Genomic DNA, 25,133 nt, shown 5'->3' with positions numbered 1-25,133 from the left:
TTGGCAGCCGGCGAAAAAACCGGGGGCCTGTTGGAATGGGTTGCTTATACCGCTCTTATCGCTGTTACCGGTCTGGCAGGTGTTTTTTTACCTTTATTTTATTTTCCGGCGGTAGTCTTTATGCCGCTTCCGGCAATACTTTTGGTGTTACGCCTTGATGCCAGGTACGGTGTTCTGGGGCTGGCCACGGCCGGCTTTGTAATGCTCTTTGCCGGACAGGAGCCGGCGGCGGCGCTGGTCATGATCATTCGTTACGGACTTCTGGGAATAGTGTACGGGATGCTTTTCAAGAATTATGTTTCTTCAGGCAAGAGTCTTGCTGCCGCCCTTTCGGCGGCGGTAGCGCTGACGGTGGCGTCGGTGGCGCTGATGTATGCCCTGACCGGTGAAAACCCTCTGGCGCTGGGACAGGAAGAACGCCGTTTGCTGGAGCAGCAGTGGATGGCCATGAACCAGCAAATGCAGGCATTCGAAAATATGCATCCGGAAAGACAGGCGGATTTTAATGAATATCTGATCAGTATTTATGAATTGTATATTCCCGGTCAGATTGTTGTCTCATCGGCAATTTCCGCCGCGCTGACATACATTCTGGCGAGGATAGTTCTGGAGCGTCTGCAGTTCAAGATTCCTCCGGCTCCTTTATTTTCCACCATGTATTTGCCGTGGTATAGTATTTGGGGGTTGATCGCCGGCCTGGGGTTTATCTTGCTGGGTGACCAGTTTAGTCCGTTGCTGGCGAAGGCGGGAAAAAACATTTTATTTGTTCTGTTAAGCCTGTACCTGTTTATGGGATTATCAGTGGCAGTTTTCTATTACCGGAAGATTAAACTGGCGCTGCCGCTGAAAATAATTTTTTTGTTTCTGTCTTTTTCTTACCTTCCCTTTAGCATTACGGTATTGTTGTTGTTGGGGGCAACTGACCCCTTGATTAATTTCCGGCGGTTGCCGGACCTGAAGTGAACTCGTTCAGCATTCGTTGGGGACATTCCTCGACCCTAAAGTCAGCTCTATAAAGAGAGGTGTGACCCCTTTCAAAATTAGGGGACATTCCTCGACCCTAAAGCCAAGCTTTAAATAGAGGTGTGACCCCTTTCAAAATTAGGGGACATTCCTCGGCCCCAAAGCCAAGCTTTAAAGAGAGGTGTGTCCCCTTTCCTTATTGAGACCAACTTACGGGGAGGCGCGAGATGAAAGTTATTTTGCTAAAAGATGTGGCTGGTCAGGGTAAGCGCGGAGATGTGCTCAATGTTGCCGAAGGGTACGCCAGAAATTACCTGTTTCCCCGCGGATTGGCCGGCGAGGCTTCTCAAGGGAGGCTGAAGGAGATGGCCCACCGCAGGCAGGCCACCGAAGTTAAAGAGCGGAAGATCGAGCAGGCGGCCAGGGAACTGGCGGAGAGTTTGAACAACCTTACCGTTGTTGTTAAAACTAAAACCGGCGAAGCGGGCAAACTCTTCGGGTCGGTCAATAATAAGGATGTTGCCGATGCTCTGGCCGACCAGCACAAAATCAAACTGGATAAAAAGAAACTTGTAATCAAAGAGCCGATTAAACAACTGGGGAGTTACCCGGTGACAGCCAAGCTGCATCCTGTTGTCCAGGCTGAAATTATGGTGGAAGTGGTTGGGGAGTAATACTTCATAGCCAGATCGGGAAGGAGCAGAAGATGAAAGCATTCCTCGAAAAGTGTATCGGGGTTTCCAAAAAAGACACCACCAGTAAACTGAAAGGCAGACATAAAAGGTACGCCCAGTTAAAACGCCAGGTAAATGTGCTGTATGACCTTTTGGCCAACCTGTACGGTTCGGACAAGCTGGTTTTGCGCGCAGGCAAACTGGAGGCGCTGCAGTTAATGCGCTCTGAAAAGTTAGAAGAGAGAGTGCTTGCCCTCCAGAAACTGGTATTTGATGATCCGACTTACGAAAACCCGCCTGCGCTGGCGGACATCCCGCCAATTCTGGAGCAGATTGAGGAAGAAATCGCTGACAGCATTGCCCGCCGGACAGTGGAGGATCAACTGGAAAGAAAGGTTAGTGAAAGACTCCAGCAGAAACATGAAGATTACATTAAAGAAATAAAAATACAAGTGCTTAAGGATAATGCCGGGCCTGAAAATGCCCAGACGTTAAAAAAGCTGGCTGTGCTGGAAAAGCTGGAGCAGAAAAATTTGTCCAGTTCGGCGATGGATTTTTTACGACCGGCTTCTTTTGGGGAAATTGTCGGTCAGGACCGGGCAATTAAGGCGTTGTTGGCCAAGCTGTCCTCTCCTTATCCGCAGCATGTTATTTTATACGGGCCGCCCGGCGTGGGCAAGACGACGGCCGCCCGCCTGGCGCTGGAAGCGGCGAAACGGGCGAAAAAAACGCCTTTTGCCAAGGACGCGCCTTTTGTGGAAGTCAACGGGACGACCCTGCGCTGGGACCCGCGTGAAGTAACCAACCCGCTCCTCGGCTCGGTGCACGATCCAATTTACCAGGGGGCCAGGCGGGACCTGGCTGATACCGGCATACCCGAGCCAAAACTGGGTCTGGTTACCGATGCCCACGGCGGTGTGCTCTTTATTGATGAAATTGGTGAAATGGATCCCATTCTGCAAAATAAGCTGCTGAAAGTACTTGAAGACAAAAGGGTCTTTTTTGAATCATCGTATTATGACGCGCATGAAAACAGCATACCTCAATATATAAGAAAGATTTTTGAAGAAGGGGCGCCCGCCGATTTTATCTTCATCGGCGCCACCACGCGCGACCCGCTTGATCTTAACCCGGCTATTCGTTCCCGCTGCGCGGAAATTTATTTTGAGCCGCTTACGCCCAAAGACATTCAGGAGATCCTAAAACAAGCGGCTGTCAAGCTGAATGTGGAGATGGACGGGCAGGTCCCGGAAATAATCGGCGAGTATACGATTGAGGGCCGCAAGGCTATTAACATCCTGGCCGACGCTTTTGGATTAGCCTGCTACCGCAGCGAGCAGGATGGCGCTCTCCCGGTGATAACCATTGAGGATGTCCTGGAGGTGGTACAGGTTAGCCGGCTCAGCCCGCATGTGACCCGCAAGGCCTCCTCTCAGCGGGAGGTGGGAAAGCTTTTCGGCCTGGGCGTGCTGGGTTTTCTGGGTTCAGTGCTGGAGATCGAAGCGGTGGCTTTCCCCGCCCGCAATCAAGGACAGGGAGCTATCCGGTTCAATGATACCGCCGGCAGTATGGCCAAGGATTCGGTTTTTAACGCTGCTTCAGTGATCCGCAAGTTGACGGGTGAGGATCTGGCAAATTATGACGTGCATGTTAATGTGGTGGGAGGCGGCCGGATTGACGGTCCATCCGCGGGCGCGGCCATTTTCCTGGCTGTCTTGAGCGCGATCCAGTGCCGTTCCATACCTCAGGACGTAGCTGTAACCGGTGAAGTGTCCATCCAGGGTAAAGTACGCGCGGTGGGCGGCGTTTTTGAAAAAATATACGGCGCCAGGCAGGCGGGTATCAAAACCGTTCTGGTTCCTTACGAAAATAAAAAAGATATCCCAGCGGATTTAAAGGGAATCCGGGTGATCCCGGTTAATTCTGTGGAAGAGATGATGAGTTATGTTTTCCAATCCGCGGATATTGATGTTTTAGTCAGTTAGTAGGTGAGCCCATTGTTGGAAAAAGTACCCCCTCAGAACATTGACGCCGAGCAGTCCGTGCTTGGCGCTATTCTTCTTGACCGGGAAGCTGTTTATAAAGCCATGAAACTGGTCCGGCCCGAAGACTTTTACCGGGAAGACCACAGGTTGATTTACGAGGCCATGCTTGCGTTAAATGAGAACAGCAGCCCGGTTGACTTGATTACCGTGTCGGAACAACTCCGGCAGCAGGGGAGCCTGGAGAAATCCGGCGGCGTGGCTTATATCGCCTCGCTGGCGGAGATGGCCCCTATTGCCGCTAATGTGGAGTATTACGCGCGCATTGTCCAGGAAAAGTCCCTGCTGCGCACTTTGATTCAGCTTTCCACCCGGATCGCCGGCATGGGCTACGAGGAGAGCGAGGAGCCGGAAAAGCTGATCGCCGAGGCTGAGCGGATGATCATGGAACTGGGCAGCAGCCGCGTGACAGGCGCCTTTTTTTCAATCAAGGACATTCTGCTGGATGCTTTGACCCATATGGAATTTCTTTATAACAACCGGGGCAGCGTTACCGGTGTGCCTACCTCTTTCGGCGACCTGGATAAAATATGCCACGGGCTGCAGCCCAGTGACCTGATTATTCTGGCCGGCCGGCCCAGCATGGGCAAAACCAGCCTGGGCTTGTGCATAGGTTACAGCGCCGCCTTAAAGCATAATGTTCCGGCGGCTATCTTCAGCCTGGAAATGTCCAAGGAGCAGCTGGTTCAGCGCATCCTCTGCGCGGAGGCCAAGATCGACCAGCAACGCCTGCGCAGCGGTTCGCTTGAGGAGGGAGACTGGCAGGCCCTGCACGAGGTTGCCGGCAGGCTGGCCAAGGCGCCCATATATATAGATGACACGCCCGCCATCACTACCAGGCAGATCCGTGCCAAGGCGCGGCAGCTCCAGGTGGAAAAAGGGTTGGGCCTGATTATTATCGATTATCTTCAGCTGATGCAGGGCACCCGCCGTTCGGAAAACCGCCAGCAGGAAATCGCGGATATCTCCCGCGCCCTGAAAGGCTTGGCCAAAGAGTTGAACGTGCCGGTCATGGCCCTGGCGCAGCTCAGCCGCGCGGTGGAGCAGCGGCAGGACAAGCGCCCGATTATGTCCGATTTGAGAGAGTCAGGCGCGCTGGAACAAGACGCCGACCTGGTAATGTTTATTTACCGGGATGAATATTATAATCCTGATTCGGAGAAAAAGGGGATTGCGGAAATTATTATCTCAAAACACCGCAACGGCCCGGTCGGAACAGTTGAACTGGGTTTTCTCAAAGAGTTGACCAAGTTTGTGCCCTTGTTGAAAAACGCCGGTGATTACCAGCCGTAATATCCGCTATTATTTTATTGACACCGGGGACATTGTTCATTAAAATATTTATGTTGACCGGAAAGGATACCAAGCCAATTTCAGCCCTGGCAAAATGCGGAAGACTCAAATAGCAACTGGTAAATGTTTGTTGTTTGGGTTATTTTTATGTCGGCTGGAAAACGATAAATGCATGATTAACGGTATGGAAACATATGGGGGAAGTTTTTTGGTTAAACAGTATGATATAATCATTGTCGGAGCGGGGCCGGCCGGTATATTCGCCGCCCTTGAACTTGTTCAGGCGAAAACCGGCCTGAAAATATTAATTATTGAAAAGGGCCGGGAAATTGAGAAGCGCGTTTGTATCGCCCGCGAGCGAAACGCCGCCTGCTTCAAATGCCAGCCTTGCTCCACTGTCTGCGGCTGGGGGGGAGCCGGCGCCTTCAGCGACGGCAAGCTGACCCTGTCCACAGAGGTGGGCGGCAGCCTGGGAATGTATACCGGAGAAAAGAAGCTGGCGGATTTAATTGATTATATCGACCGGGAGTATCTCCGTTTTGGAGCGCCTGAGCAGGTATTCGGCATGGAGCATGAGGAAGAGATCCAGGATATGCAGCGGCGCGCGGTGCTTTCTGAATTGAAGCTGCTGCCGGTCCGGATCAGGCACATGGGCACCGGCCGCACCGGGGAAATACTAGAGAGAATGAAGGAATTTCTCGTTGACCGGGGCGTGGATGTGCTGACCTCCTGCCAAGTTGAGGAAGTATTGGTAAAAGATCAGGTCGTCCAGGGGGTTGTCACTCGGGACGGCGAGGTTTACCATGCCCGGTGCGTAATTCTGGCGCCGGGCCGGGAAGGCGCGGATTGGCTGAAGCGGGAGGCGCAGCAGCTTGGCTTGCAGATGTCGGTGAATCCGGTGGACATCGGTGTGCGGGTGGAACTGCCCGCCGCGGTAATGGAGCACCTCACCCGCATTTTTTATGAAGTCAAATTATTATATTATTCTAAAACGTTTAGCGATAGAGTGCGAACCTTTTGTATGAACCCGAATGGGGAAGTGGTTCTGGAAAATAACGGCGGGCTGGTGACGGTAAACGGCCATAGCCATGCTTTTAATAAAACCGAGAACACAAATTTTGCCGTGCTGGTCAGCAAGAACTTCACCCAGCCGTTTAAAGAGCCGATTGCTTACGGCAGATATATTTCCAGTTTGGCCAATCTGCTGGGAGGCGGTGTCATTATTCAGAGTTTGGGCGATCTGGTGGCCGGCCGCCGGTCTACCAGGGATAGGCTGGCCAAGTGCATGACAATGCCGACGCTGGCCGAAGCGACCCCCGGCGATTTGAGCCTGGTATTTCCTTATCGCCACTTGATGGGGATCGTGGAGATGCTAAAGGCGCTCAACCAGATTGCGCCGGGAGTTTACTCGCGCTATACGCTGCTGTACGGTGTCGAGGTTAAGTTTTATTCTTCCCGCCTGGCACTGTCCAACTGCCTTGAAACTGAGGTGAAGAATCTTTTTGCCGCCGGGGACGGGGCCGGTATAACCAGAGGATTGGCCCAGGCTTCAGCGGCTGGAGTTCTGGCGGCGAGGGAAATAATAAATCGGATTTAGGGGGTTGCCAATGTCTACTGTTGTTCTTATCGGCACTCAGTGGGGGGATGAAGGTAAAGGGAAGGTTACTGATTTCCTGGCTGAAAAAGCTGATGTGATTGTGCGTTATCAGGGGGGCAACAACGCCGGGCACACGGTGGTTGTTGACGACAAACTCTATAAGCTTCATTTAATCCCGTCAGGTATTCTTTACGGGGATAAAACCTGCATTATCGGCAGTGGTGTGGTGATTGACCCGGCGGTGTTGATTAAAGAGTTGGAAACATTGGAAAGCAGCGGGATTAGCGCGGCCAATTTAAAGATCAGCCAGCGCGCTCACGTCATTTTCCCCTACCACCAGCTCCAGGATCAGGCGGAGGAAGCAAGCAAGGGGAAGAATAAAATTGGAACGACCAGCCGCGGGATCGGCCCGGCTTATATGGATAAGTCCGCGCGTATAGGGATCAGGATGATTGACTTGATCGATCCCGATGAATTGGCGGTTTTGCTGGAAAGGAATGTGGAAGGCAAGAACCGCATGTTAACCAGGGTTTACGACAGTGAGGGCGTCGACTGCCAGGCTGTGCTAAAAACCTATAAAGGCTATGCGGACACTCTCAGAAAATATGTGGCGGATGTGCCGGTTATTGTAAACGATGCGCTTAAGCAGGGAAAAAACATACTTTTTGAAGGGGCGCAGGGAACGCTGTTGGATCTTGACTACGGCACGTATCCTTTTGTTACTTCTTCAAACCCCACCGCCGGCGCGGCCTGCATCGGCGCGGGCATCGGCCCGACCAAAATCGACCGCGTGCTTGGCGTGATGAAAGCCTATACCACCCGGGTGGGTGAAGGACCTTTTCCAACCGAGCTGAATGATGAAGTAGGCGCGTTTATGCGGGACAAAGGCGGCGAGTTTGGCACTACGACCGGCCGGTCGCGCCGCTGCGGCTGGTTCGACGGGGTGATCGCCCGTTACGCGGTCCGTATTAACGGCCTGGATTACCTTGCCATTACCAAACTTGATGTTTTAAGCGGTTTGGAAAGGGTAAAAATATGTACAGGTTATCAGTACAGAGGCGATGTTTTAACAGATTTTCCGGCCAGTCTCAAGGTATTGGGCGAATGTGTGCCGGTTTATGAGGAAATGCCGGGGTGGCGGGAAGATATTACCACCGCCGGAAAGCTGGAGGACCTGCCGGTCAATGCCAGGAAGTACCTGGAGCGCATCAGTGAGGTTGCCGGCGCGCCTATCGGCCTAATCGGTGTTGGGAGCAAACGCAGCCAGACCATATTGACCGCTGAACTGTATAACAGTTATAGATAAAGTGAAAATGTTATTTCACTGTTGACACTGTGCCGCTGTTATAGTAACATATCTAAATGTAAGGCTTTTGGGCCATTAGCTCAGACGGTAGAGCACCTGACTTTTAATCAGGGTGTCGGTGGTTCGAGTCCACCATGGCTCACCAATTCAGATGCCAGATGTCTGCTGTCGGATGTTGGAAAACAATAGTTTTCAGATGTCCGACTTCCGGCTTCCGATATTGGCCCCATGGTCAAGCGGCCTAAGACACCGCCCTTTCACGGCGGTAACCCGGGTTCGAATCCCGGTGGGGTCACCATAAGCGGGTGTAGCTCAATGGTAGAGCATCAGCTTCCCAAGCTGAGGGTTGAGGGTTCGATCCCCTTCACCCGCTCCAGAATTTTATAGGAAAATCAAGGCCTCCCGTTCTTGGGGAGGCCGTTTTTGTCACATGGTCGTTAAAAAACCCTCTACAATGCTTGCCGCTTCCTTCTGCATAGTCGGTAAAACATGCGAAGGAATCCATGATAAAAGAGAGAAACATTATTATCCCTGCCCCAAATAAAACAATCATTTACGGTTTTTTGTAACGTAATATTTATTGAATTCACATCATAGGTGATGTATAATTTTCTTAGATTAAAAATATAATATATTGTGAGGCTACCCAATGAGAGTATTTACCTACCACACAAGCGGAGGTAAAGATTTAATCCTAGAATACTTGGACAGCTTACCCAAAGACGAATCAGCGCTCGGATATGCTATAATCGAAAGGCTTTCAAAGCAGGGATTTGACGCTCTGGAGGGCATAACTACAAGGCAAATCAAAGGCAAGTTATGGGAGATTAAGTTCCGCGCGAAAAACCGGATTTTTTATGTTGTGGTTGAACAGGGAAGCGTTTATCTGCTTCACGCTTGCAAAAAACAGAAAGGAAAAGCAGAGTTATTCGAGATTGAAACTGCTGAAAAAAGGATGAAGGAAGTATTAAGGTAGAAATATAAAGGAGTGGTTGTGATGCCGTTCAAGGAAATAGACATTAGCAGAATAATAAAAGAAAAAAGTGAGAAGGACCCGGAATTTAAAGAAGCGTTCCGGGAAGCAAGTGCAGAGCTTGATTTAATTGCTCAAATAATTAAAACCAGGAAAGCAAAAGGATTGACGCAGAAAGACGTTGCTGATAAATCCGGCTTGACCCAACAGATGGTATCCCGGATAGAAAAAAGGGAATACCCTCCGAATTACAAAAACCTGGTTAAAATCGCCAATGCTTTAGACACTAAACTAGAACTTGTTTCCAAATAATTTCTTTCATTCAATAAGAAGAGGGGGTTCCCCCTCTTTCATTATTTAGTAACTGGATTTTATCATCACCATCATTAATATATATAAATTTAAGTATGTTAAGTATGCAAACAATTGTTCTGACGACAACGCGATTTAATTTTTGCTTTTATACTTAGTTTTACATTACGTTCACAGAACCCGTAAAACCGCGTTATTTAAGGTGTTTTCCGTTTGTGACTCTACATTTTCCTTGTTTCCTCAAATTCCCAGGCTGAGGGTTGAGGGTTCGATCCCCTTCACCTGCTCCAGTGAAATCAAGGGTTCTAGGGTTTTGAAGTTGACCACAACTAGAATTTTTAAAAGAAAAAGCTTAGGTGTTTAACCTAAGCTTTTATAATTCCTGCTAGTGTCAAGCTCCCAGCAGCGAAGGCCGGGCGGTTCTTTGGTTAACAGTGGCCAACGGTTCGGATATCGATTATGATCTGTCAATGACGTCATTAAGACCCCCATATCACCGTACACCAGAACGGCTATCGCGGTAAAGACGCAGCCGTCTGACTTAAGCTACACGGCGGGAGAAGCCCTCGATCTTACAGGGCTGGAAGTGTAACCCTCACATACAACGACGGCTCTACCGAGGATGTGGCTTTTGCTGGCTTCGCAAGCAAAAGCATAACGGCAAGCCCCGCCAATGGAACGACGCTGTCGGTGGCAACCCACAATGGGCAGGCAATAACACCGACCTGTAATTCCAAAACCGCAACGACGAACAATCTGACGGTCAGCGCCGCTCCGGCCATAAGTCCCACATCCTGCAATTATGACCTGAACGCCCCCGCCGATATAACCGCAACCATTACATGGAACAGCGCGGTGTCGGTCACCGATGCGGTTTACAGCATAAGACCTGACGTAACGGTATATACGCTGGACTCGGACGACTATACCGTCGCAGGCAATGGCCTGACCATAGAAAACAGCTTCTTCTCCGATCTTCCGCTTACGACAGGCGCCGCCCTCGATTTTGTTTTCACCTTCAACACGGGAGCAACAGCTACCCTGACGGTAAATGTAGTGGACGGCTTTGTGGCGGTAACAGACATTTCCAGAGTGCCGGCTGCGGCGACAGCGGGTACGCCGCTCACGCTTATCGGCACTGTCTCACCGGCTAACGCGACGAATCAAACCGTCACATGGAGCGTCTATAACGCGGGAGACACGGGGGCGTCAATTTCGGGGGACATACTGTCCACAACGGCGGCGGGCGTTGCTGTTGTGCGGGCAACGGTAACAAACGGCCTGACCGCAAGCTCGGATTATACGCAGGATTTCAATATAACGGTGAATGCGGCTCCGGTTACAACCTATACCGTCACCTTCAGCTCAAATGGCGGGACCTGCCACAAAAACAGTCAACGCAGGCGAGAGCATCGGAAGCGGCAATTTTCCCTCTGACCCGACGAGAAGCAGCTACTCCTTCGGCGGCTGGTTCACGGGTGAAAACGGCGCGGGTACGGAGTTTACCTCCGCGACACCAGTAAACGCCACGATGACCGTCTACGCTAAATGGACGTACGGAGGCGGTGGAGACGGGGACAATGACGGAGACGGGGACAATGGCGGAAGCTCTGTCAAGCCGTCCGAAAAGACCATCACCGTTACCGAAACGAGCAGCGGTTTGTTCAGCGGCAGTATGGGCAAGATCAGCGTCAGCGCCAATATGGACAATGCCTTTTCTAATTCGGTGGAGGTTAAGGTTACGGATACGGGCGAGGACAAGGCAAGCTTTCAGCTTGGTGCCGGCGACGAGTTCTACCCCTTTGACATCTCCCTGTACATCAAAGGCACAAACGAAAAAACGCAGCCCGCGCCCGGCTACGCTGTAACCATCTCCCTGCCGGTGCCGGAAAACCTGCTCGATAAGAAAGAGCTACTCGATGTCGTGCACAAATCGGATAGCGGCAAAGTGACGACACTTGCGTCCCGCCTGGAACAAAGGAATGGCGTTTGGTACCTTGTGTTCGAGGCGACGGAGTTCTCGCCCTACGCGCTGGTGGTCCGAAGGGCTGGAAGCTATGATGAATCGGCGGGTGTGCCGTATTACCTTAATGCCAATGGAAACAAAGTGTTCATCGGCTTGGCGGCAAACGGAAAATATATTGCTCCTGAAGGCGTAACCGTTTCGGTTATGTAGAACGGCAAGGGCTTCACAGATGTGTCCGGACATTGGGCGGCGGGGTATATCGGCTTTGTGACCGAGCGGGAGATCTTCGCCGGCACCGGAGGAAATACCTTCTCCCCCGATAGGGGCATGACCCGCGCCATGCTCGCAACGGTCATCGGGCGGCTTTATGAGCGCAGCTACGGCGAAATCAAGCCCTCGGATGAGCGGGTCTTCACCGACTGCGATTACGGCGCTTATTACGGCAAATACATAGCTTGGGCGGCGAAAAACGGTATCATAGGAGGCAGCGGGAACGGAAGGTTCGGTCCGGATGACCAAATCACCCGTGAACAGATGGCGGCACTTCTCTATCGTTTCGCAGACTTCCTCGGCGTCCTTCCATCCGGCATGGATACCGTGCTTGATTATCCCGATGTCGGCAGCATTTCGGGCTATGCCAAGCCCCCGGGGTGAGCCATGACCCGCCAACAGCTTATGCGCGACATAGCCGCGACTGCGGAGAATATAGCCCAACTCAAAAAGTAAATTCAGCTTTTAATTATTCTGCCAATATTCCATAAAGCTGGGAAAGGTTGGTTTTGTCTCTAAGGCCGTAGAATAGGCATGGAAAAGGATTAAATTTAAATACTTAGCAAACAATTTTTCTCCTGTCTTGAGGCGTTTTATAAAGTCATCAAAACGCCAGGTATTTTGGAAGTCTGGAGATTAACCCTAACCCCGGCGATTTCCCGCAAGCTTTCCCTGGCTGATTCCAGCGTCTTCATCTGTTCTGCCAGTTTCTCATAAGCTTCGGCAGCTTCTTTTTCACTGTGCTCCCTTTTTTCAATGACACGGGTTAAAACAAGTCGCGTTCCTTCTATAGCTGAATTGAATTTTTCCTCGAGGAGGTTTTTAAAAACCTTGACACTTTTAGAAATCCTATCATTATAATCGGTTCTGAGCCGGCCGCAGTTACGGTCCAAATCCTGTTCCACCTTTTTTCTCATCACCCGCATGATCATCGGACCAGTAATGAATTTTGGCAGAAAAAGCGCATATAAGTTAGCCGCATTGGGGATAAACATATTCGCTTGCTCGCCTAAGATATAATAAAGTTTGGTTTCCTCGGTCAGCGCTTCTGCTTCGGTAAAACCTTCGACTTTAAGATCAAAGATTTCCGCTGATTGCTTCAAAAGTTCGCCGATTACCTTATTTGTTTTATTGGTGAACCGAGCAATTACGCGGTCGAAGGCCTCCCTCACTTTTTCCTCAACCTTGGGTTGCCATTCGTCGAAGGCCGTCAGGACCTTTTTCTCAATGTAATCTTCCAGGTAATGCATCAGTTTACGTCCCGAGAGTTCTTTTTTAGCCTGGTATTCCTGTTCTATGTCTTTTGCAATGATCATGTTTTGACTTTCCTGGAACACGGTTATTTCATGCTCAAGCTCCTGGTAGACCTTACTTTTCTCACCTTGAAAGATATAACCGTTATCCTCTTGCTCCTGCCGCAAATTCATGACCATTTCGTCAAACAGGGTTATCTTAGCCTTCAATTCTTCCAAAGGAATACCAAGTGCCTTCATCTCTAGTTCCAACCCGAGCTGCAATTCACCGGCTGCGTTGTTGCCTTTATTGCAGGTAGCGTTTATAGCCGCACGCCCCTTTTCTTTTAGCAGGAAATTTTCCAGAATGTTGGTAAACGCCGGCAGGTTGCTTGCTTTCAACTTTTCATCGTCGCAGGAAATTTTTCCGTCCAAAGCTAACTTGGCGGAAACCGGGTAAATATTTATTTCTTCGAAGCCGACTTTTTCAGCTAGCACTTTCTTGGCAAATTCAAGTGCCTTTTTTTTATCCTGCTCATTTAAATAATCAATTTTATTTAGAATAAAGAACGTCTTTGCTGAATACTGCTCGATGTCTTTTAAAAAATCCAGCTCGGATTGGCTGATCGGCTGGTCGGACGATAAAAGAAAAATGGCAGCGTCCACCTTGGGCAGGTAGTTATAAGTCTCATCCGTATTGTTCCGGTAAACTGAGCCGACCCCCGGTGTGTCTATTAAAACGACGCCGTCATTTAAATAAGGCGACGGGTACTCAAGATGAACTAGCTTGACATTCTTTTCATTGCAGGGGTTGCCCTCTTCAGTAACGTATAAGGGCAAATCATCCAGCGTAGCTTCTGCGGCACCCCCGTCCGAGAAAGTTACTTTTACACTAATCTTCTCACCATATTGGATCAAGGTAACAATGGAAGTTAGTGGTACGACGGCAGTTGGCAAAAGGTCCTCCCCTAGAAGGGCATTAAGGAAAGTTGTTTTTCCCCTTTTGAATTCACCGAGGACAACCAAATTAAAGCGGCCATGTAAAAGCTTTTGCTTTATTTCTTCTAGGTATTCTACGAGGTGGACGATTTCTCTTTGTTTGGCTATGTTTTCGAGTAATCCCAGGTTTTCTAGGACCTTAGTTCTTAATTTCCCATAACTTTGCTCCATTAATTTCTGACCTCCCACTCGGCAAAATAAAAAACTCCTACCAATATAAAAAATATTGGTAGGAGTTATTAGCCTCAAAAGACGTTGGGTGAACTCCATCACCTGGGTTATATAACTTATAACATTTTATCTGAAAAAAATTATTAGGTCAATATGGTTTGGGTAGTGTTTCAAATTACGTGGCCAAACACAAAGGTGTATTGATTATAAAAGAATAAAAATTGTTTATCAATAAAATTTTATTGCTAATAGTAATCTTTATGTGATAATTTATTAGGTGACAAATCAGATTATACAGGTTATATATTTTTGACAGCAGGCGATGGAGTTCGCCTAATGCCTATAAGGCTGATGACTCCTACTTATTAATGTAGGAGTTTTTTTATTATAGATTAAATTAAAAATCAACTTTGGATATTCCAAATTAAAAATGTTCAAAGGAGGAAAGAATTTAATGATTTATTCTCATGAAGTGGAAAACATGTGTACCGTGGCAAAAGGCCCAAAACATGGACCGGCGGCGATTCCTGAGGAAGGAAATTGGGTCAAGGTTTATGATGTGAAAGATGTTTCCGGTCTTACTCATGGGGTTGGTGGGTGCGCGCCACAGCAGGGTGCTTGTAAAATCACCCTGAATGTAAAGGCAGGTCTTATTGAAGAAGCCTTAATTGAGACTATCGGGTGTTCAGGCATGACTCATTCAGCTGCTATGGCTTCAGAAATACTACCGGGAAAAACTATTTTGGAAGCACTGAATACAGATCTGGTATGCGATGCAATCAACGTAGCTATGAGAGAACTATTTTTGCAGATAGTCTATGGCAGGACACAAACGGCATTTTCAGAAGGCGGGCTGCCCATAGGCGCCGGTCTCGAGGATCTGGGAAAAGGGTTGAGAGCCCAGGTGGCCACCATGTATGGAACCAAAATAAAGGGAACACGTTATCTGGAAATGGCAGAGGGCTATGTAACCAGGATGGGGTTGGATGAAAACAATGAGGTTATTGGATATAAGTTCGTGCACCTTGGGAAGATGATGGAAATGGTTGCAAAAGGCGTTGATGCTAATGAAGCTGTGCAAAAAGCCACCGGTCAGTACGGCAGATATGATGAGGCGGTAAAATATATCGATCCCAGGCATGAATAATTTTGAGATAGGAGGAATAAGAGATGCAACTATTTGAGAGTTATGAGAGAAGAATAAATCAGATTACCCCGGTATTAGAAAAATACGGAATGAGCAGCCTTGACGAAGCTTGGCAGATTTGCGCGAATAAAGGTATTGACGTGCAGACCATTGTAAAAGCTATTCAAACAATCTGTTTTGAAAATGCCGTATGGGCTTATACTCTCGGCGCCGCAATTGCGATAAAAAAGGGACTAAAAACAGCCAGCGAAGCTGCCGAAGCATTAGGAGAAGGACTGCAGGCTTTTTGTATCCCCGGCTCGGTTGCAGACCAGCGGCAGGTTGGCACCGGACACGGCAACCTGGCTGCCATGCTGCTAAGGGAAGATACGAAATGTTTTGCGTTTCTTGCCGGCCATGAATCCTTCGCTGCTGCAGAAGGAGCGATAGGCATCGCGAAATCCGCCAACCGAGTTAGAAAACAACCGTTAAGGGTTATACTAAACGGTCTCGGTAAAGACGCTGCCTATATAATTTCTAGAATTAACGGCTTCACATATGTTAAAACAGAGTTTGACTATTTTACCAGTGAGTTGAAAATTATTGAAGAAAAACCGTTTTCCAAAGGTGAAAAAGCTTTGGTTAAATGCTATGGTTGTGATGATGTGCGTGAAGGCGTAGCCATCATGCATCATGAATCAGTTGACGTGTCAATTACGGGCAACTCAACGAACCCCACACGTTTTCAACATCCGGTCGCCGGAACTTATAAAAAAGAGTGCATCGAACAAGGAAAGAAATATTTTTCAGTAGCCTCAGGAGGGGGCACCGGTAGAACCCTTCACCCTGATAACATGGGAGCGGGTCCTGCTTCATATGGAATGACAGATACCATGGGAAGAATGCATTCCGATGCACAATTTGCGGGCTCATCCTCAGTACCGGCGCATGTAGAGATGATGGGGCTGATTGGTATGGGTAATAATCCGATGGTTGGAGCATCAGTCTCGGTTGCCGTAGCAATTGAAGAAGCAATGAAATAAGTTTTCCAGGTATTTGATTAGTAAACTTCCATGGTATACCCGGATACGTGTATAGCCGGCAAACTAGGATTTTTAACTGACGAAGACTTTACCATAAATTTATTAATGAATGGATATGATCAATAACGTTTATTTTAGTCCGGTAAATGAGTTGCTGCACTCCAGGCAGTCCCAAGATGGCTATTAGACGGTTGATATCCGTATTATTCAGTTTTATAAATGCATTACGTATATTGTTAACTTTTTTAATTAAATTTATCAAAAAAGAAATTTCCTTTTCGTAATCCAAATGATAAATGGTAGAGCGCGCGGCTATCACTCCGCTGGCAATTGAGGGAAAAGCACCCATGCCGAGTAAAGGATCTATAAAGCCCCCGGATACACCGGCAAAATATAAATTTTTTACCTTGTGAGGGTAGACTAAGCCTGCTGTTAGAGTGGTCTGAAACTCTTCAACAACCGTAAAATTGAACTTTTCTATGGTAAAAAACTTTTTCCAGTAGGCCGGAAGTTGTTCGGTATCTATATTAGCCACACATAAAACCAAGCTGGCACGCTTTGAATTGTATGGAGCCAGGTAGGCATAGCCCTTGTTAGTATAATCATTGTTCAGCCATATAGAAAGGGTATTTTCGTCAAAACTGCCCAATACAATGGCACCCATAATGGAAGTGGACACCGTGTCTTGCCATAATCCCAAGGAAGCGGGGATATCTTTACGTGCTGTTGCCACGACCACATAATCATACACCTTGGTAAGTTTTTGCCAGTCCGGGGCATGGTCAAATAAAATATGCGTATTTTTCAATGAATCGGAAATCTGATTATCAATAGAGTTTTCTAATTGTCCCCGGATAACAAGATAGCCCAAATCACCTTGAACTATGGAACGGCTGTTGGCGGAAATATGGATGATTTTTTTTACTCTATTAAGAGGCATAAGAGAAATATCATAGGTCTGCCGGGCAAATGCTAAAAGATCCTGGGTAGTAATAGACCGAAACAAAATTTCCAGTATCGCTCCTGTATGGGGAAAGGGGTGTCCGACAGAACGGGATATTTCATAAATTACCGGTTGACACCCCAGTCTCTCCAATTCATGAGCACAGGACAGACCGGCAGCACCAGCACCAATGATTGCTACCCGCGGTTTTGCCATTATGTAAGTGTCTCCAAATTTTTGATATCAGTCACTTTCAATTATTATTACCCAAAATCTATTGCTGTACATTTCAAAAACTTAATTTACTAACCGGCCCGTGGCTTTTTCCAGCCGGGAAAACAAAAACCTGGCCATTTATTCGGCCAGGTTTTGCTAAGGAGGTCAATGTGACAGTTATTGCCACTGTCATTATAGCTTATGTGAATAGATTAATTTGGGTGAATATCCACTGGTTAACATTTTTGTCGTATCCCGCATATTATAAGAAAAAAGGGGTGATATAAATGGGATACGGTACTGCTGCTGAAGGTTGCGGCACAGGTTGCGGAACTGGTTTTGGCAACTTCGGGTTTATTATTTTCCTGATCTTCATTCTGCTCATCTTCGGAGTGGGCGTATGTGGCTGCGGCATTTAGGCTGAAAATTATATAAATAACAACCACCGGTTCCCGTTAAATCGGTGGTTATTTTTTAAAGCCGATTTTTATTGCAAAGGAAACCCCTGGAGTACCCAGGGGTTGTTTTTATAGCGGACTCCTCGTGGGATAATTTATTAGGTATCGGCGGTCAGATTAATTTTACTGAGCTTAATAGTAAATACTATTGTAGTGAACGATATAAAAACATGAAACTTGGTGGATGTAATTGAATCAGGATTCGCAAGGTAAAAAACCTTGGGTTGCCGCTTTATGGTCGTTCATTTTCCCGGGATTTGGACAGTTTTATAACGGCGATTATTTAGTCGGGATAGTCCTGATAATTCTAGAAATAATAGTAAACATCAACAGCAATTTAAACTTGTCTATTTACTACACATTTAATGGTGATTTTGCTGAGTCTTTTAAAGTGGTGGATTGGAAATGGATTCTATTTTACCCGTCGATACTTAATTTGGGCATGTGGCAGGCATACTATCGGGCAGGTGGGAAGGGGAATGGATTTTTTATCGGTTTTCAGTTTGGCGGGAGTTTCGGCTTATACTGGTCCCTTTTGGGCAGTCCCATGTTTGGCGGGATGCTTGGCGGTTTTATAGGAGCACTTATGGGTCGGATAATTGAAAAAAGGTTTAAGGAATAAGGCAACAGAGGGTTGATGTGAATATTATTTTTCACCGGTAATAATTATTGGGTATTTCAGCCAAAAAGCCCTATCCAGGATAACCAGCGCTTCCGCCCTGGTGGTGCGGTCCAGTGCTCTGAAAGTATGGTCGCTGTAGCCTTCCATCAGGTTTTTCTCAGATACAGCGGCAACAATTGGTTTTGCCCAGCCTGAAATATTGCCTGCGTCTTCAAATTTAGAAAGTGCTTTACTGCCGTCAACGGTTTCCATATCCAGTAAACGGAAAACAATAGCCGCCGCCTCTTGCCTGTTAATCGCCTTGTCCAATCTTATTGTATTGTCTTCATAGCCTGCAATGTATCCGGCCGCCTTCGCTCTGGCGATTTCCCCGTAAAACCAGGCGGTGGGCGAAACATCACTGAAAGCAACTTGAGCTTTTTCGTTGAATCCGAATGATTGATTAACCATTGTAATAAATTCGGCCCTGGTGATACTCTTATCGGGTTGAAATGTTCCGTCCGGGTACCCCGCAACGAAACCTCTATCGAGCCAATCGCTAATCTGCTGTTCCGCCCAGTGTCCCTGAATATCTAAAAGATTGGCATGAGCGGACCCGGTTAAGGAAAGAAACATGCATAAAACTGTACCCAGGACAATTATAAATCTGCTTTTAACAATCATCTTTACCCTCCGTTTTTTATCCTTAATTATTTATTACGAAGGTTACGTGGAAAATAAAGGGGTCGTGCTTATTTTATAGTTGACGATATAGAAGGCGTTTCACTAATAGATGGCTGCATGGAGGGTTGTCCTCCATTTTTTTATATATTCATAAAATGTTCAAAGTATCAACATAAAACCGACATATTAAATTGATAATATAAAATTGTCAAGAGCTATCAAAAATCAGGAGGAATTATGAATATTCTATTGCTTGATGATGATGGGGATTGTATAGACAACCTGGCCGCCGTGTTGGAGCCGGCCGGGCACTGGTGCGACAAGTTCACCGTTCCCGGGGCAGCCTTGGAGGCGTACGCGCGTAATCAATATGATGCTGTCATTATCGGTATGAAAATGCCTGTTTTGAACGGGATTGAAATATTAAAGCAGATCCGCTATCTCAATCCGGAGGCGAAAATAATTATTAACACCGGCTGCGGTGATATGGATGCTGTTATTGCTGCGGTGAATAGCGGGGTAGATGCGTTTTTCTGCAAACCGGTTGATGTATTCAAGCTGATTGAAACTCTTGAGAAAATTGAGCTTGAAATCACTGAACAAATGCTGATATTAAGCACGCCCGGCTGGCTGGAGAATATATTGGGCTGAAATTTCTCTCCATAATCTCTACCAGTCATTATACAACCAATATTTAAGCACCAAATTAATATCATCAGGATTAGATTTTTTGATAATATTTAATCTCGACACCGCGTTTAAATGTACTATCAAATCTTTGACAAGTTGCGGATTTTCTTCCTCCATATTCCTAATAAGGGATTGAATTAGTCTATATTCTTTATTCCTATCTTTTTTATTGTTGCTATTATCATCCATAATTTTGGGTTTTTTGAAAAAAATTGACCATAGTATGTATAACCCAGTAAATGCTATTAATAATGCTAAAAAATATGTTATTTTCATTCACCGCACACCTAATTCAAGATTTTGATTATAGATTCTGATAATAATTAAAATCTCCTTCCTAGTTTTAAAATAAGTTGGCAGTTTTACTTAATATTTTAGTAAACATTCATAAAATAAACTGTATGTTGCCGGCGCGAAGAATCTCTGCATTCCGGCCGCGTAAAATCCGCAGATCCAGGAGTCTGCGGATTAACACATTTATCGTCCTTTTCATATAGTGTAGAAATAAACAAAAACTTTTCAATATTAAGGAGGTACCCTCTATGTCCGAGGTCAAAGCGGAGCAAGCTGTAGGTCTAGGTTTTGGCAACCAGGCGTTTATTATCTTTTTAATTCTGATCCTGCTGGTCTTCGGTGTGGGCTTCTGTGGCGGCTGCATCTAAAATGTAAAAATACAAACTGATGACCAGACTGCGTTTTATAACCACCGGTCTTACTCCCCGGTGGTTATAGCTTTCATATGCGGAAATATTAGCGTTTTTCTTGATTTTTTTCAGGTTATGAGATAAAGTCAAAAAATGGGCCAAGTAAATATGTTCCAGCACGCAAAAAAAAGATCTCAGTTATCCGGAGGGAATCTCTATTGAATTTTTTAATTGGTTTGGCGACGGGGGTTTTTGGCGGTCTTATCGGCATTGGCGGCGGTGTGATCATGATCCCTTTAATGGTCGGTATTCTAAAGATGGAACAGCACAAGGCCCAGGGGACAAGTCTTGTTGCCCTAGTCTTCACCGGAGTGTCAGGAGCTCTCACTTATATGTCAAGAGGCTCCGTTGACCTGCCGGCCGCCATAATTTTGGCTTCTACCGCCATTTTCACTGCCAGGGCGGGAGCGAACTTTGCCAATGCTCTTCCGGAATGGAAACTGAAGAGGTCTTTCGGCGGATTATTGTTCGTGGCAACTATACTTTTGCTGCTAAAATCTTATCCGTCTCATATGACGGTAGCCCCAGCAGAATGGACAAAAGTGGTCATTCTTTTGTTAACCGGGGGCGTTACCGGCTTCCTCTCCGGAATGCTGGGGGTCGGCGGGGGCTCGACAATGGTGCCTGCGATGGTGCTGTTCACCGGCTTTACCCAGTATACCGCGCAAGGCAGTTCTCTCCTGGCCATGATTCCTATCGGTTTGGCCGGCGCACACACCCACTGGCGTTTTGGGAATATCAGCAGAGAGACCTTGCCGGGTTTAATCCCGGGCATCCTGCTCGGCTCGTTTTTTGGCGGCTCTCTTGCCCATAGCCTGCCGGAACTTGCTTTGCGCATGATTTTCGCAGTTGTGCTGGTCTGGACGGGAATAAAATTTATCAGAACGCCGAAATCTGTTTCTGAAACCGACGAAGGCAATACCAGGGTATAAGAGAAGTTATCAGTCGCGTTTTGTCGGGTCTGGGGGGAGTTTTTTGGAAACTGGTTTCATCATGTTGAGTTTTAAAGAAAATGAGGGATTGCTTTTTCCGGATAAATTGCTGTGCTTGTATCCGTAAGCGAAGTAAACTAATAATCCGGCGACGATCCATATAACGAAACGGACCATGGTGAGGGTGGGGAGATTGAGCGCCAGATAGGCGGACATGGCCATACTGAGCACGGGCAGCAGCGGCACCCATGGAACCCGGAAAGGCCTGGGGAGGTCGGGCCGTTTGGCCCGCAGAACCAGAAGCCCCGCCGAAACGGCGATGAAGGCGCTCAGAGTGCCTATATTGGCCAGCTCCGCCACCAGGGAAATCGGCAGGAAGGCGCCGATGGCGGCTACAACCAGGCCGATAAGCAGACTGTCCCACAGGGGAGTGCGCAGGCGGGGATGAATCCAGTCGAAAATTGGCGGAAGCAGCCCGTCCCTCGCCATAGCGAAAAAAATACGGCTTTGTCCGTATAGAACGACAAGCAATACGCTGGTTAGTCCCGCTAACGCCCCAACGGAGATAGCGGCGGCGGCCCACGGCAGTCCCACCCGCAGTAAAGCGGCCGACACGGGGGAAGCGGTGTTCAAAGTGGAGTAGTGAACCATGCCGGTAAGGACCAGAGAGACAAGGATATAAAGGACGGTGGCTGTGATTAGGGACGCCACAATGCCGATAGTCAAGTCCCGCCGCGGATTTTTGACTTCTTCCGCCGCCGTGGATACCGCGTCAAAGCCGATATAGGCGAAGAACACAATAGCGGCTCCGTGCACGATGCCGGCGGCGCCGAACGGCAAAAAAGGCTGCCAGTTGGCCGGGTCGATGTGTCTGAAGCCCAGCCCGATAAACAGCAGGATCGCGGCGAGTTTGGCCGTTACCACGAATTTGTTCGCTGTCGCGCTGTGCTGAGCGCCTGTGATAATCAGTCCCGTGAGCAAGAGCACAATAAGCGCCGCCGGCAGGTTGAGCACTCCCCCATTGAAAGGGGAGCTGGTGATGGAAGCCGGCAGGGTCACTCCGGCGGCGGACAGCAAATCGACCAAATATGAACTCCACCCGATTGACACGGCGCCCGCGGAAACGATGTATTCCAGGATAAGATTCCATCCCACCAGCCAGGCCAGTATCTCGCCGAGCGACACATAGGTGAAAGTATAAGCGCTGCCGGCCACCGGAATCATTGAAGCCATCTCCGCGTATATCAGCGCGGCAAGCCCGCTCGCGATGCCCGCCAGCACAAAAGACAGGACAATGCCCGGCCCGGCGTAGTTGGCGGAAACAACCCCGGTCAGCACAAAAATACCCGTGCCGATGATCGCGCCTATGCCCAGGGTGGCCAGATCCAAAGCGCCCAGAGTGCGCGGCAGGCGGTGACGGCTGGTTTCCTTCTCGGCCATTAGCTGTTCAATAGACTTGGCTCGCCATTTAGACACCCCGGTCTTATCCCCTTTCATAAATTGAGGACATTCCTCTGACCCCGAAAATAAGCCTTAAATAGAGGTGTGTTCCCTTTCATAAATTGGGGACATTCCTTCGACCCCAAAGATAGACCCTAAATGGAGGTGTGTCCCCTTTCCTTATAAACCGGACAGTTCGTCAACATCCGTAACAGGTGACAGGCAGGCATGGTTTTGGCATACATAAGCGGTGGCCATGCCGTCGATGGGCTGTTGTTCCCTGATGAAAGGCGCCAGTTCTTCTATTCCTTGAACAGCATCTCCCGCCGGGTGAAAAATTATTACTGTGTCAGGTAGGAATTGACGCCGCACTGCCTGCAGCATTTTTATCACCCCGGGATCCTCCGCTCTTCCGGCGATCACTATCTCCCGGGAGGGACCGAGGGAGAAGTATACTCCGAGGAGATAATGAGCATAGCCCCGGGGGTGGTCTTTAACTATGTTCGCGAAAGCATTTATTTGCTTTTCGGCTGTCTCAGCCAGTTCATCGTCGCCTGTCAGCAAGGCCAGGCGCAGCAGGTTGACCAGCGCGACGGAATTGCCGGACGGCAAGGCCCCGTCGTATATTTCTTTGGGACGGGCGATAAGTTCCTCGGCGTCCGCGCCGTTGAAATAAAAACCGCCGTTTTGCCTGTCCTGAAATAAAGCGATCATTTGTTTCGTCAATTCAAGCGATTTGCGCAGGTAATCAGCTGCAAAGGTGGCCTCGTACAGCTCCAGCAGTCCCCAGGCAAGAAAGGCGTGATCGTCCAGAAAGGCGGGGATGGCCGGTTCGCCGTCGCGGTAGCGGGCCAGCAGCCTGCCGTCTTCCCGTCTAAGCTTTCTGAAGATAAAGTCCGCCGCCCAGGCGGCGGCTTGACTGTAAACAGGCTCGTTGAAAACGGCAGCCGCCTTGGCCAGGGCGGCGATCATCAATCCGTTCCAGGCAGTCAGTATCTTATCGTCTTTATAGGGATGCACCCGCTTTTCGCGCGCTTCAAAGATTTTGCGCCGCAGCCTGTCCGTTAAATCAGTGAATTCACCGGGACGTATGTTAAATGCTACGGCTATATTTTCCGGAGTCTGATCTATCAGGTTCGGGATGCTGCGCCCCTCGAAATTGCCGCTGGCGGTGATGTCATAGAGCCGGCAGAATATTTCACCATCTTTTTCGCCGAGAATTTCCTTGATTTCACCGGGAGACCAGATGTAAAATTTGCCTTCAATGCCTTCGGAATCAGCGTCCTCCGCCGAGTAAAACCCGCCTTCCGGCGAACGCATATCCCTCAGGACATAGGTAAATATTTCTTTGGCGACACGGGCGTAGAGGTCACGGCCGGTAGCCTGGTGCGCCTCGGTATAGGCCAGGGCCAGCAGGGCGTTATCGTAAAGCATCTTCTCAAAGTGCGGTACCAGCCATTTCCCGTCGGTGGAGTAGCGGGAGAAGCCGTACCCGATATGATCATAGATGCCTCCCCGGTACATAGATTCCAGCGTTTTCTCAACCATGGCCAAGGCTTCTATTTCCCCGTTTCTTTTCCAGTAGCGCAGGAGGAAAGATAACGTGTGCGGGGTGGGAAACTTGGGCGCGGCGCCGAACCCCCCGTATTGTTCATCGAACTGGTTTTTGTATTGAACAAAAGCTTTTTTTAGCATGTCTTTAAGATCGTTTTCACCCGGTTCGCCTTCGGCAGGCCTGTCCGGCTGGGGTTGAATGGCTCCGGCCACCTGAGCGCCGGCCCGGATAAACGTGTCTTTTTCATAATGCCATTTTTCCTTGACCCGGGTCAGGATGTCCATCAGGCCCGGCATACCCCGTTTGCTGTTTTTGGGGAAATATGTGCCGGCGAAAAACGGCTTTTTCTCAGGCGTCATGAGCACTGTTAAAGGCCAGCCCCCCTGCCCGGTCATGGCCTGGCAGACCGACATGTAGATGTGATCGATGTCCGGCCGCTCTTCCCGGTCCACCTTGATTGCAACAAACCCGTCGTTAAGGACCCGGGCCACTTCTTCATCTTCGAAACATTCCCGTTCCATTACATGGCACCAGTGACAAGTTCATAAATGCAAGTTAGTCAGCTATACCCAATAGAAAGGAAAACCGGCTTATCCTCGGCTTTTGCTTTCGCAAAGGCTTCATCACACCACGGCCACCAATCCACAGGATTGTATGCGTGTTGGAGCAGGTAAGGCGATTTTTCATTTGCCAATCTATTGGGTACTTTCTTCTCCGATAACATGCGCAACCACCTCCTTTTATTTGAACGTTATATTAACGCTGATATTGTCCCCCTCGCGTAAATAAATAATACTTTCGATAATCGTTTTATACAAAATAGCCTCTCGGCATTCGCCGAGGCAGATGGCACAAGGCTTTGCTTGAACCATCGTTATTGAATTCCTCCTACTTACCATAGAGGAATTTTTTTTAAATCCGCATCCAATTGGGAATTCGGATC

Annotated in this window: 25 protein-coding genes, 3 tRNA genes, 2 pseudogenes and 2 riboswitches; of the genes and pseudogenes, 21 read left to right on the top strand and 9 right to left on the bottom strand. The window is 48.4% G+C overall.

Annotated elements, in window-relative coordinates; all coding sequences use genetic code 11:
• From L9W92_RS13315 to L9W92_RS13250, 15 genes and pseudogenes are all read left to right on the top strand, one after another.
• Complete coding sequence (locus L9W92_RS13315; RefSeq protein ID WP_240084241.1) at positions 1-963, top strand: YybS family protein; 963 nt, start codon at positions 1-3, stop codon at positions 961-963.
• A gap of 227 nt (positions 964-1,190) precedes the next feature.
• Entirely contained in the window at positions 1,191-1,637 is a 447-nt protein-coding gene (rplI, locus tag L9W92_RS13310) for a 50S ribosomal protein L9 (protein ID WP_240084240.1), read from the top strand.
• Between the two features lie 32 nt (positions 1,638-1,669).
• The gene (gene lonC, locus L9W92_RS13305) at positions 1,670-3,622 is read left to right on the top strand and encodes a Lon family ATP-dependent protease (RefSeq protein WP_240084239.1); all 1,953 of its coding nucleotides are present in this window, start codon (positions 1,670-1,672) and stop codon (positions 3,620-3,622) included.
• Positions 3,623-3,634: 12 nt separating this feature from the next.
• Positions 3,635-4,972 (top strand): replicative DNA helicase, encoded by a 1,338-nt coding sequence (dnaB, locus tag L9W92_RS13300; protein WP_240084259.1) that lies wholly within the window; start codon positions 3,635-3,637, stop codon positions 4,970-4,972.
• Between the two features lie 208 nt (positions 4,973-5,180).
• Positions 5,181-6,569, top strand: a complete 1,389-nt coding sequence (locus L9W92_RS13295) for an NAD(P)/FAD-dependent oxidoreductase (protein WP_240084238.1) — start codon at positions 5,181-5,183, stop codon at positions 6,567-6,569.
• A gap of 10 nt (positions 6,570-6,579) precedes the next feature.
• A complete protein-coding gene (locus L9W92_RS13290; protein ID WP_240084237.1) occupies positions 6,580-7,875 on the top strand; it encodes an adenylosuccinate synthase in 1,296 nt (431 codons plus the stop codon).
• Between the two features lie 69 nt (positions 7,876-7,944).
• Positions 7,945-8,020, top strand: a tRNA-Lys gene (locus L9W92_RS13285).
• Positions 8,021-8,097: 77 nt separating this feature from the next.
• Positions 8,098-8,173, top strand: a tRNA-Glu gene (locus tag L9W92_RS13280).
• 3 nt (positions 8,174-8,176) lie between these two features.
• Positions 8,177-8,251, top strand: a tRNA-Gly gene (locus L9W92_RS13275).
• 273 nt (positions 8,252-8,524) lie between these two features.
• On the top strand, positions 8,525-8,851 hold the full coding sequence (locus L9W92_RS13270) for a type II toxin-antitoxin system RelE/ParE family toxin (RefSeq protein ID WP_240084236.1): 327 nt from the start codon (positions 8,525-8,527) through the stop codon (positions 8,849-8,851).
• A 21-nt stretch (positions 8,852-8,872) separates the two neighbouring features.
• Positions 8,873-9,160 (top strand): helix-turn-helix domain-containing protein, encoded by a 288-nt coding sequence (locus L9W92_RS13265; protein ID WP_240084235.1) that lies wholly within the window; start codon positions 8,873-8,875, stop codon positions 9,158-9,160.
• A gap of 624 nt (positions 9,161-9,784) precedes the next feature.
• Positions 9,785-10,597, top strand: coding sequence for a X2-like carbohydrate binding domain-containing protein (locus L9W92_RS13260; protein WP_240084234.1), 813 nt, complete (start codon positions 9,785-9,787; stop codon positions 10,595-10,597).
• Positions 10,530-11,336 carry an InlB B-repeat-containing protein gene (locus L9W92_RS13255; RefSeq protein WP_240084233.1) on the top strand — a complete coding sequence of 269 codons (807 nt, stop codon included), beginning with the start codon at positions 10,530-10,532 and terminating at the stop codon, positions 11,334-11,336. Before L9W92_RS13260 ends, L9W92_RS13255 begins: the two co-directional genes overlap by 68 nt.
• Before the next feature lie 21 nt (positions 11,337-11,357).
• Positions 11,358-11,453: pseudogene (locus L9W92_RS19390) on the top strand (S-layer homology domain-containing protein); the annotation flags it as partial.
• A 12-nt stretch (positions 11,454-11,465) separates the two neighbouring features.
• Complete coding sequence (locus tag L9W92_RS13250) at positions 11,466-11,780, top strand: S-layer homology domain-containing protein (protein ID WP_240084232.1); 315 nt, start codon at positions 11,466-11,468, stop codon at positions 11,778-11,780.
• Positions 11,781-11,989: 209 nt separating this feature from the next.
• Here the strand turns inward: L9W92_RS13250 and L9W92_RS13245 are convergent, their stop codons facing one another.
• Complete coding sequence (locus tag L9W92_RS13245) at positions 11,990-13,798, bottom strand: dynamin family protein (protein ID WP_240084231.1); 1,809 nt, start codon at positions 13,796-13,798, stop codon at positions 11,990-11,992.
• A gap of 52 nt (positions 13,799-13,850) precedes the next feature.
• A riboswitch (Fluoride riboswitch) is annotated at positions 13,851-13,910 on the bottom strand.
• 197 nt (positions 13,911-14,107) lie between these two features.
• Positions 14,108-14,166: riboswitch (Fluoride riboswitch) on the top strand.
• 86 nt (positions 14,167-14,252) lie between these two features.
• Between L9W92_RS13245 and L9W92_RS13240 the strand changes: the two genes are divergently transcribed.
• Together L9W92_RS13240 and L9W92_RS13235 are read left to right on the top strand one after the other, a co-directional pair.
• A complete protein-coding gene (locus tag L9W92_RS13240) occupies positions 14,253-14,945 on the top strand; it encodes an iron-sulfur cluster assembly scaffold protein (protein ID WP_240084230.1) in 693 nt (230 codons plus the stop codon).
• 23 nt (positions 14,946-14,968) lie between these two features.
• Positions 14,969-15,967, top strand: coding sequence for a GGGtGRT protein (locus tag L9W92_RS13235; protein ID WP_240084229.1), 999 nt, complete (start codon positions 14,969-14,971; stop codon positions 15,965-15,967).
• Between the two features lie 88 nt (positions 15,968-16,055).
• Here L9W92_RS13235 and L9W92_RS13230 read toward each other — a convergent pair whose 3' ends face one another.
• Both L9W92_RS13230 and L9W92_RS19385 read right to left on the bottom strand, forming a co-directional pair.
• The gene (locus L9W92_RS13230; RefSeq protein WP_240084228.1) at positions 16,056-16,838 is read right to left on the bottom strand and encodes a hypothetical protein; all 783 of its coding nucleotides are present in this window, start codon (positions 16,836-16,838) and stop codon (positions 16,056-16,058) included.
• Between the two features lie 183 nt (positions 16,839-17,021).
• A pseudogene (locus tag L9W92_RS19385) lies at positions 17,022-17,126 on the bottom strand (NAD(P)-binding protein); the annotation flags it as partial.
• 287 nt (positions 17,127-17,413) lie between these two features.
• On the opposite strand from L9W92_RS19385, the gene L9W92_RS18945 reads away from it, so the two are divergent.
• Positions 17,414-17,545, top strand: a complete 132-nt coding sequence (locus L9W92_RS18945; protein WP_282442365.1) for a hypothetical protein — start codon at positions 17,414-17,416, stop codon at positions 17,543-17,545.
• A gap of 229 nt (positions 17,546-17,774) precedes the next feature.
• The gene (locus tag L9W92_RS13225; protein WP_240084227.1) at positions 17,775-18,206 is read left to right on the top strand and encodes a hypothetical protein; all 432 of its coding nucleotides are present in this window, start codon (positions 17,775-17,777) and stop codon (positions 18,204-18,206) included.
• A gap of 24 nt (positions 18,207-18,230) precedes the next feature.
• Here the strand turns inward: L9W92_RS13225 and L9W92_RS13220 are convergent, their stop codons facing one another.
• Positions 18,231-18,869 carry an S-layer homology domain-containing protein gene (locus L9W92_RS13220; protein WP_240084226.1) on the bottom strand — a complete coding sequence of 213 codons (639 nt, stop codon included), beginning with the start codon at positions 18,867-18,869 and terminating at the stop codon, positions 18,231-18,233.
• Positions 18,870-19,106: 237 nt separating this feature from the next.
• Here L9W92_RS13220 and L9W92_RS13215 point away from each other — a divergent pair, with 237 nt between their 5' ends.
• On the top strand, positions 19,107-19,520 hold the full coding sequence (locus L9W92_RS13215) for a response regulator (protein ID WP_240084225.1): 414 nt from the start codon (positions 19,107-19,109) through the stop codon (positions 19,518-19,520).
• 18 nt (positions 19,521-19,538) lie between these two features.
• Here L9W92_RS13215 and L9W92_RS13210 read toward each other — a convergent pair whose 3' ends face one another.
• Entirely contained in the window at positions 19,539-19,835 is a 297-nt protein-coding gene (locus L9W92_RS13210) for a hypothetical protein (protein ID WP_240084224.1), read from the bottom strand.
• A gap of 586 nt (positions 19,836-20,421) precedes the next feature.
• Between L9W92_RS13210 and L9W92_RS13205 the strand changes: the two genes are divergently transcribed.
• Positions 20,422-21,195: a sulfite exporter TauE/SafE family protein gene (locus L9W92_RS13205; RefSeq protein WP_240084223.1), complete on the top strand. Its 774-nt coding sequence runs from the start codon at positions 20,422-20,424 to the stop codon at positions 21,193-21,195.
• A gap of 9 nt (positions 21,196-21,204) precedes the next feature.
• Here L9W92_RS13205 and L9W92_RS13200 read toward each other — a convergent pair whose 3' ends face one another.
• From L9W92_RS13200 to L9W92_RS18940, 4 genes are all read right to left on the bottom strand, one after another.
• Positions 21,205-22,671, bottom strand: coding sequence for an amino acid permease (locus L9W92_RS13200; protein WP_240084222.1), 1,467 nt, complete (start codon positions 22,669-22,671; stop codon positions 21,205-21,207).
• Positions 22,672-22,815: 144 nt separating this feature from the next.
• On the bottom strand, positions 22,816-24,711 hold the full coding sequence (locus L9W92_RS13195; RefSeq protein ID WP_512699409.1) for a thioredoxin domain-containing protein: 1,896 nt from the start codon (positions 24,709-24,711) through the stop codon (positions 22,816-22,818).
• Between the two features lie 38 nt (positions 24,712-24,749).
• Positions 24,750-24,914 carry a DUF255 domain-containing protein gene (locus L9W92_RS19585; RefSeq protein WP_502687930.1) on the bottom strand — a complete coding sequence of 55 codons (165 nt, stop codon included), beginning with the start codon at positions 24,912-24,914 and terminating at the stop codon, positions 24,750-24,752.
• A gap of 16 nt (positions 24,915-24,930) precedes the next feature.
• Complete coding sequence (locus L9W92_RS18940; protein ID WP_282442364.1) at positions 24,931-25,062, bottom strand: hypothetical protein; 132 nt, start codon at positions 25,060-25,062, stop codon at positions 24,931-24,933.
• Positions 25,063-25,133 lie beyond the last annotated feature (71 nt).

It is taken from the genome of Pelotomaculum terephthalicicum JT (assembly GCF_022410535.1).
In the GTDB taxonomy this organism is placed as follows: Bacteria; Bacillota; Desulfotomaculia; order Desulfotomaculales; family Pelotomaculaceae; genus Pelotomaculum_D; species Pelotomaculum_D terephthalicicum.
This window is presented reverse-complemented; position numbering and strand designations above follow the sequence as displayed.

Coding starts and splice junctions, on each gene's coding strand:
- L9W92_RS18945 (WP_282442365.1), top strand. CDS start 17,414: ATGGGATACGGTACTGCTGCTGAAGGTTGCGGCACAGGTTGCGGAACT.
- L9W92_RS13255 (WP_240084233.1), top strand. CDS start 10,530: ATGGCGGGACCTGCCACAAAAACAGTCAACGCAGGCGAGAGCATCGGA.
- lonC (WP_240084239.1), top strand. CDS start 1,670: ATGAAAGCATTCCTCGAAAAGTGTATCGGGGTTTCCAAAAAAGACACC.
- L9W92_RS13210 (WP_240084224.1), bottom strand. CDS start 19,835: ATGAAAATAACATATTTTTTAGCATTATTAATAGCATTTACTGGGTTA.
- L9W92_RS13290 (WP_240084237.1), top strand. CDS start 6,580: ATGTCTACTGTTGTTCTTATCGGCACTCAGTGGGGGGATGAAGGTAAA.
- L9W92_RS13195 (WP_512699409.1), bottom strand. CDS start 24,711: ATGGAACGGGAATGTTTCGAAGATGAAGAAGTGGCCCGGGTCCTTAAC.
- L9W92_RS13240 (WP_240084230.1), top strand. CDS start 14,253: ATGATTTATTCTCATGAAGTGGAAAACATGTGTACCGTGGCAAAAGGC.
- L9W92_RS13270 (WP_240084236.1), top strand. CDS start 8,525: ATGAGAGTATTTACCTACCACACAAGCGGAGGTAAAGATTTAATCCTA.
- L9W92_RS13220 (WP_240084226.1), bottom strand. CDS start 18,869: ATGATTGTTAAAAGCAGATTTATAATTGTCCTGGGTACAGTTTTATGC.
- L9W92_RS13215 (WP_240084225.1), top strand. CDS start 19,107: ATGAATATTCTATTGCTTGATGATGATGGGGATTGTATAGACAACCTG.
- L9W92_RS13245 (WP_240084231.1), bottom strand. CDS start 13,798: ATGGAGCAAAGTTATGGGAAATTAAGAACTAAGGTCCTAGAAAACCTG.
- L9W92_RS13265 (WP_240084235.1), top strand. CDS start 8,873: ATGCCGTTCAAGGAAATAGACATTAGCAGAATAATAAAAGAAAAAAGT.
- L9W92_RS13250 (WP_240084232.1), top strand. CDS start 11,466: ATGCTCGCAACGGTCATCGGGCGGCTTTATGAGCGCAGCTACGGCGAA.
- L9W92_RS13235 (WP_240084229.1), top strand. CDS start 14,969: ATGCAACTATTTGAGAGTTATGAGAGAAGAATAAATCAGATTACCCCG.
- L9W92_RS19585 (WP_502687930.1), bottom strand. CDS start 24,914: ATGTTATCGGAGAAGAAAGTACCCAATAGATTGGCAAATGAAAAATCG.
- rplI (WP_240084240.1), top strand. CDS start 1,191: ATGAAAGTTATTTTGCTAAAAGATGTGGCTGGTCAGGGTAAGCGCGGA.
- L9W92_RS18940 (WP_282442364.1), bottom strand. CDS start 25,062: ATGGTTCAAGCAAAGCCTTGTGCCATCTGCCTCGGCGAATGCCGAGAG.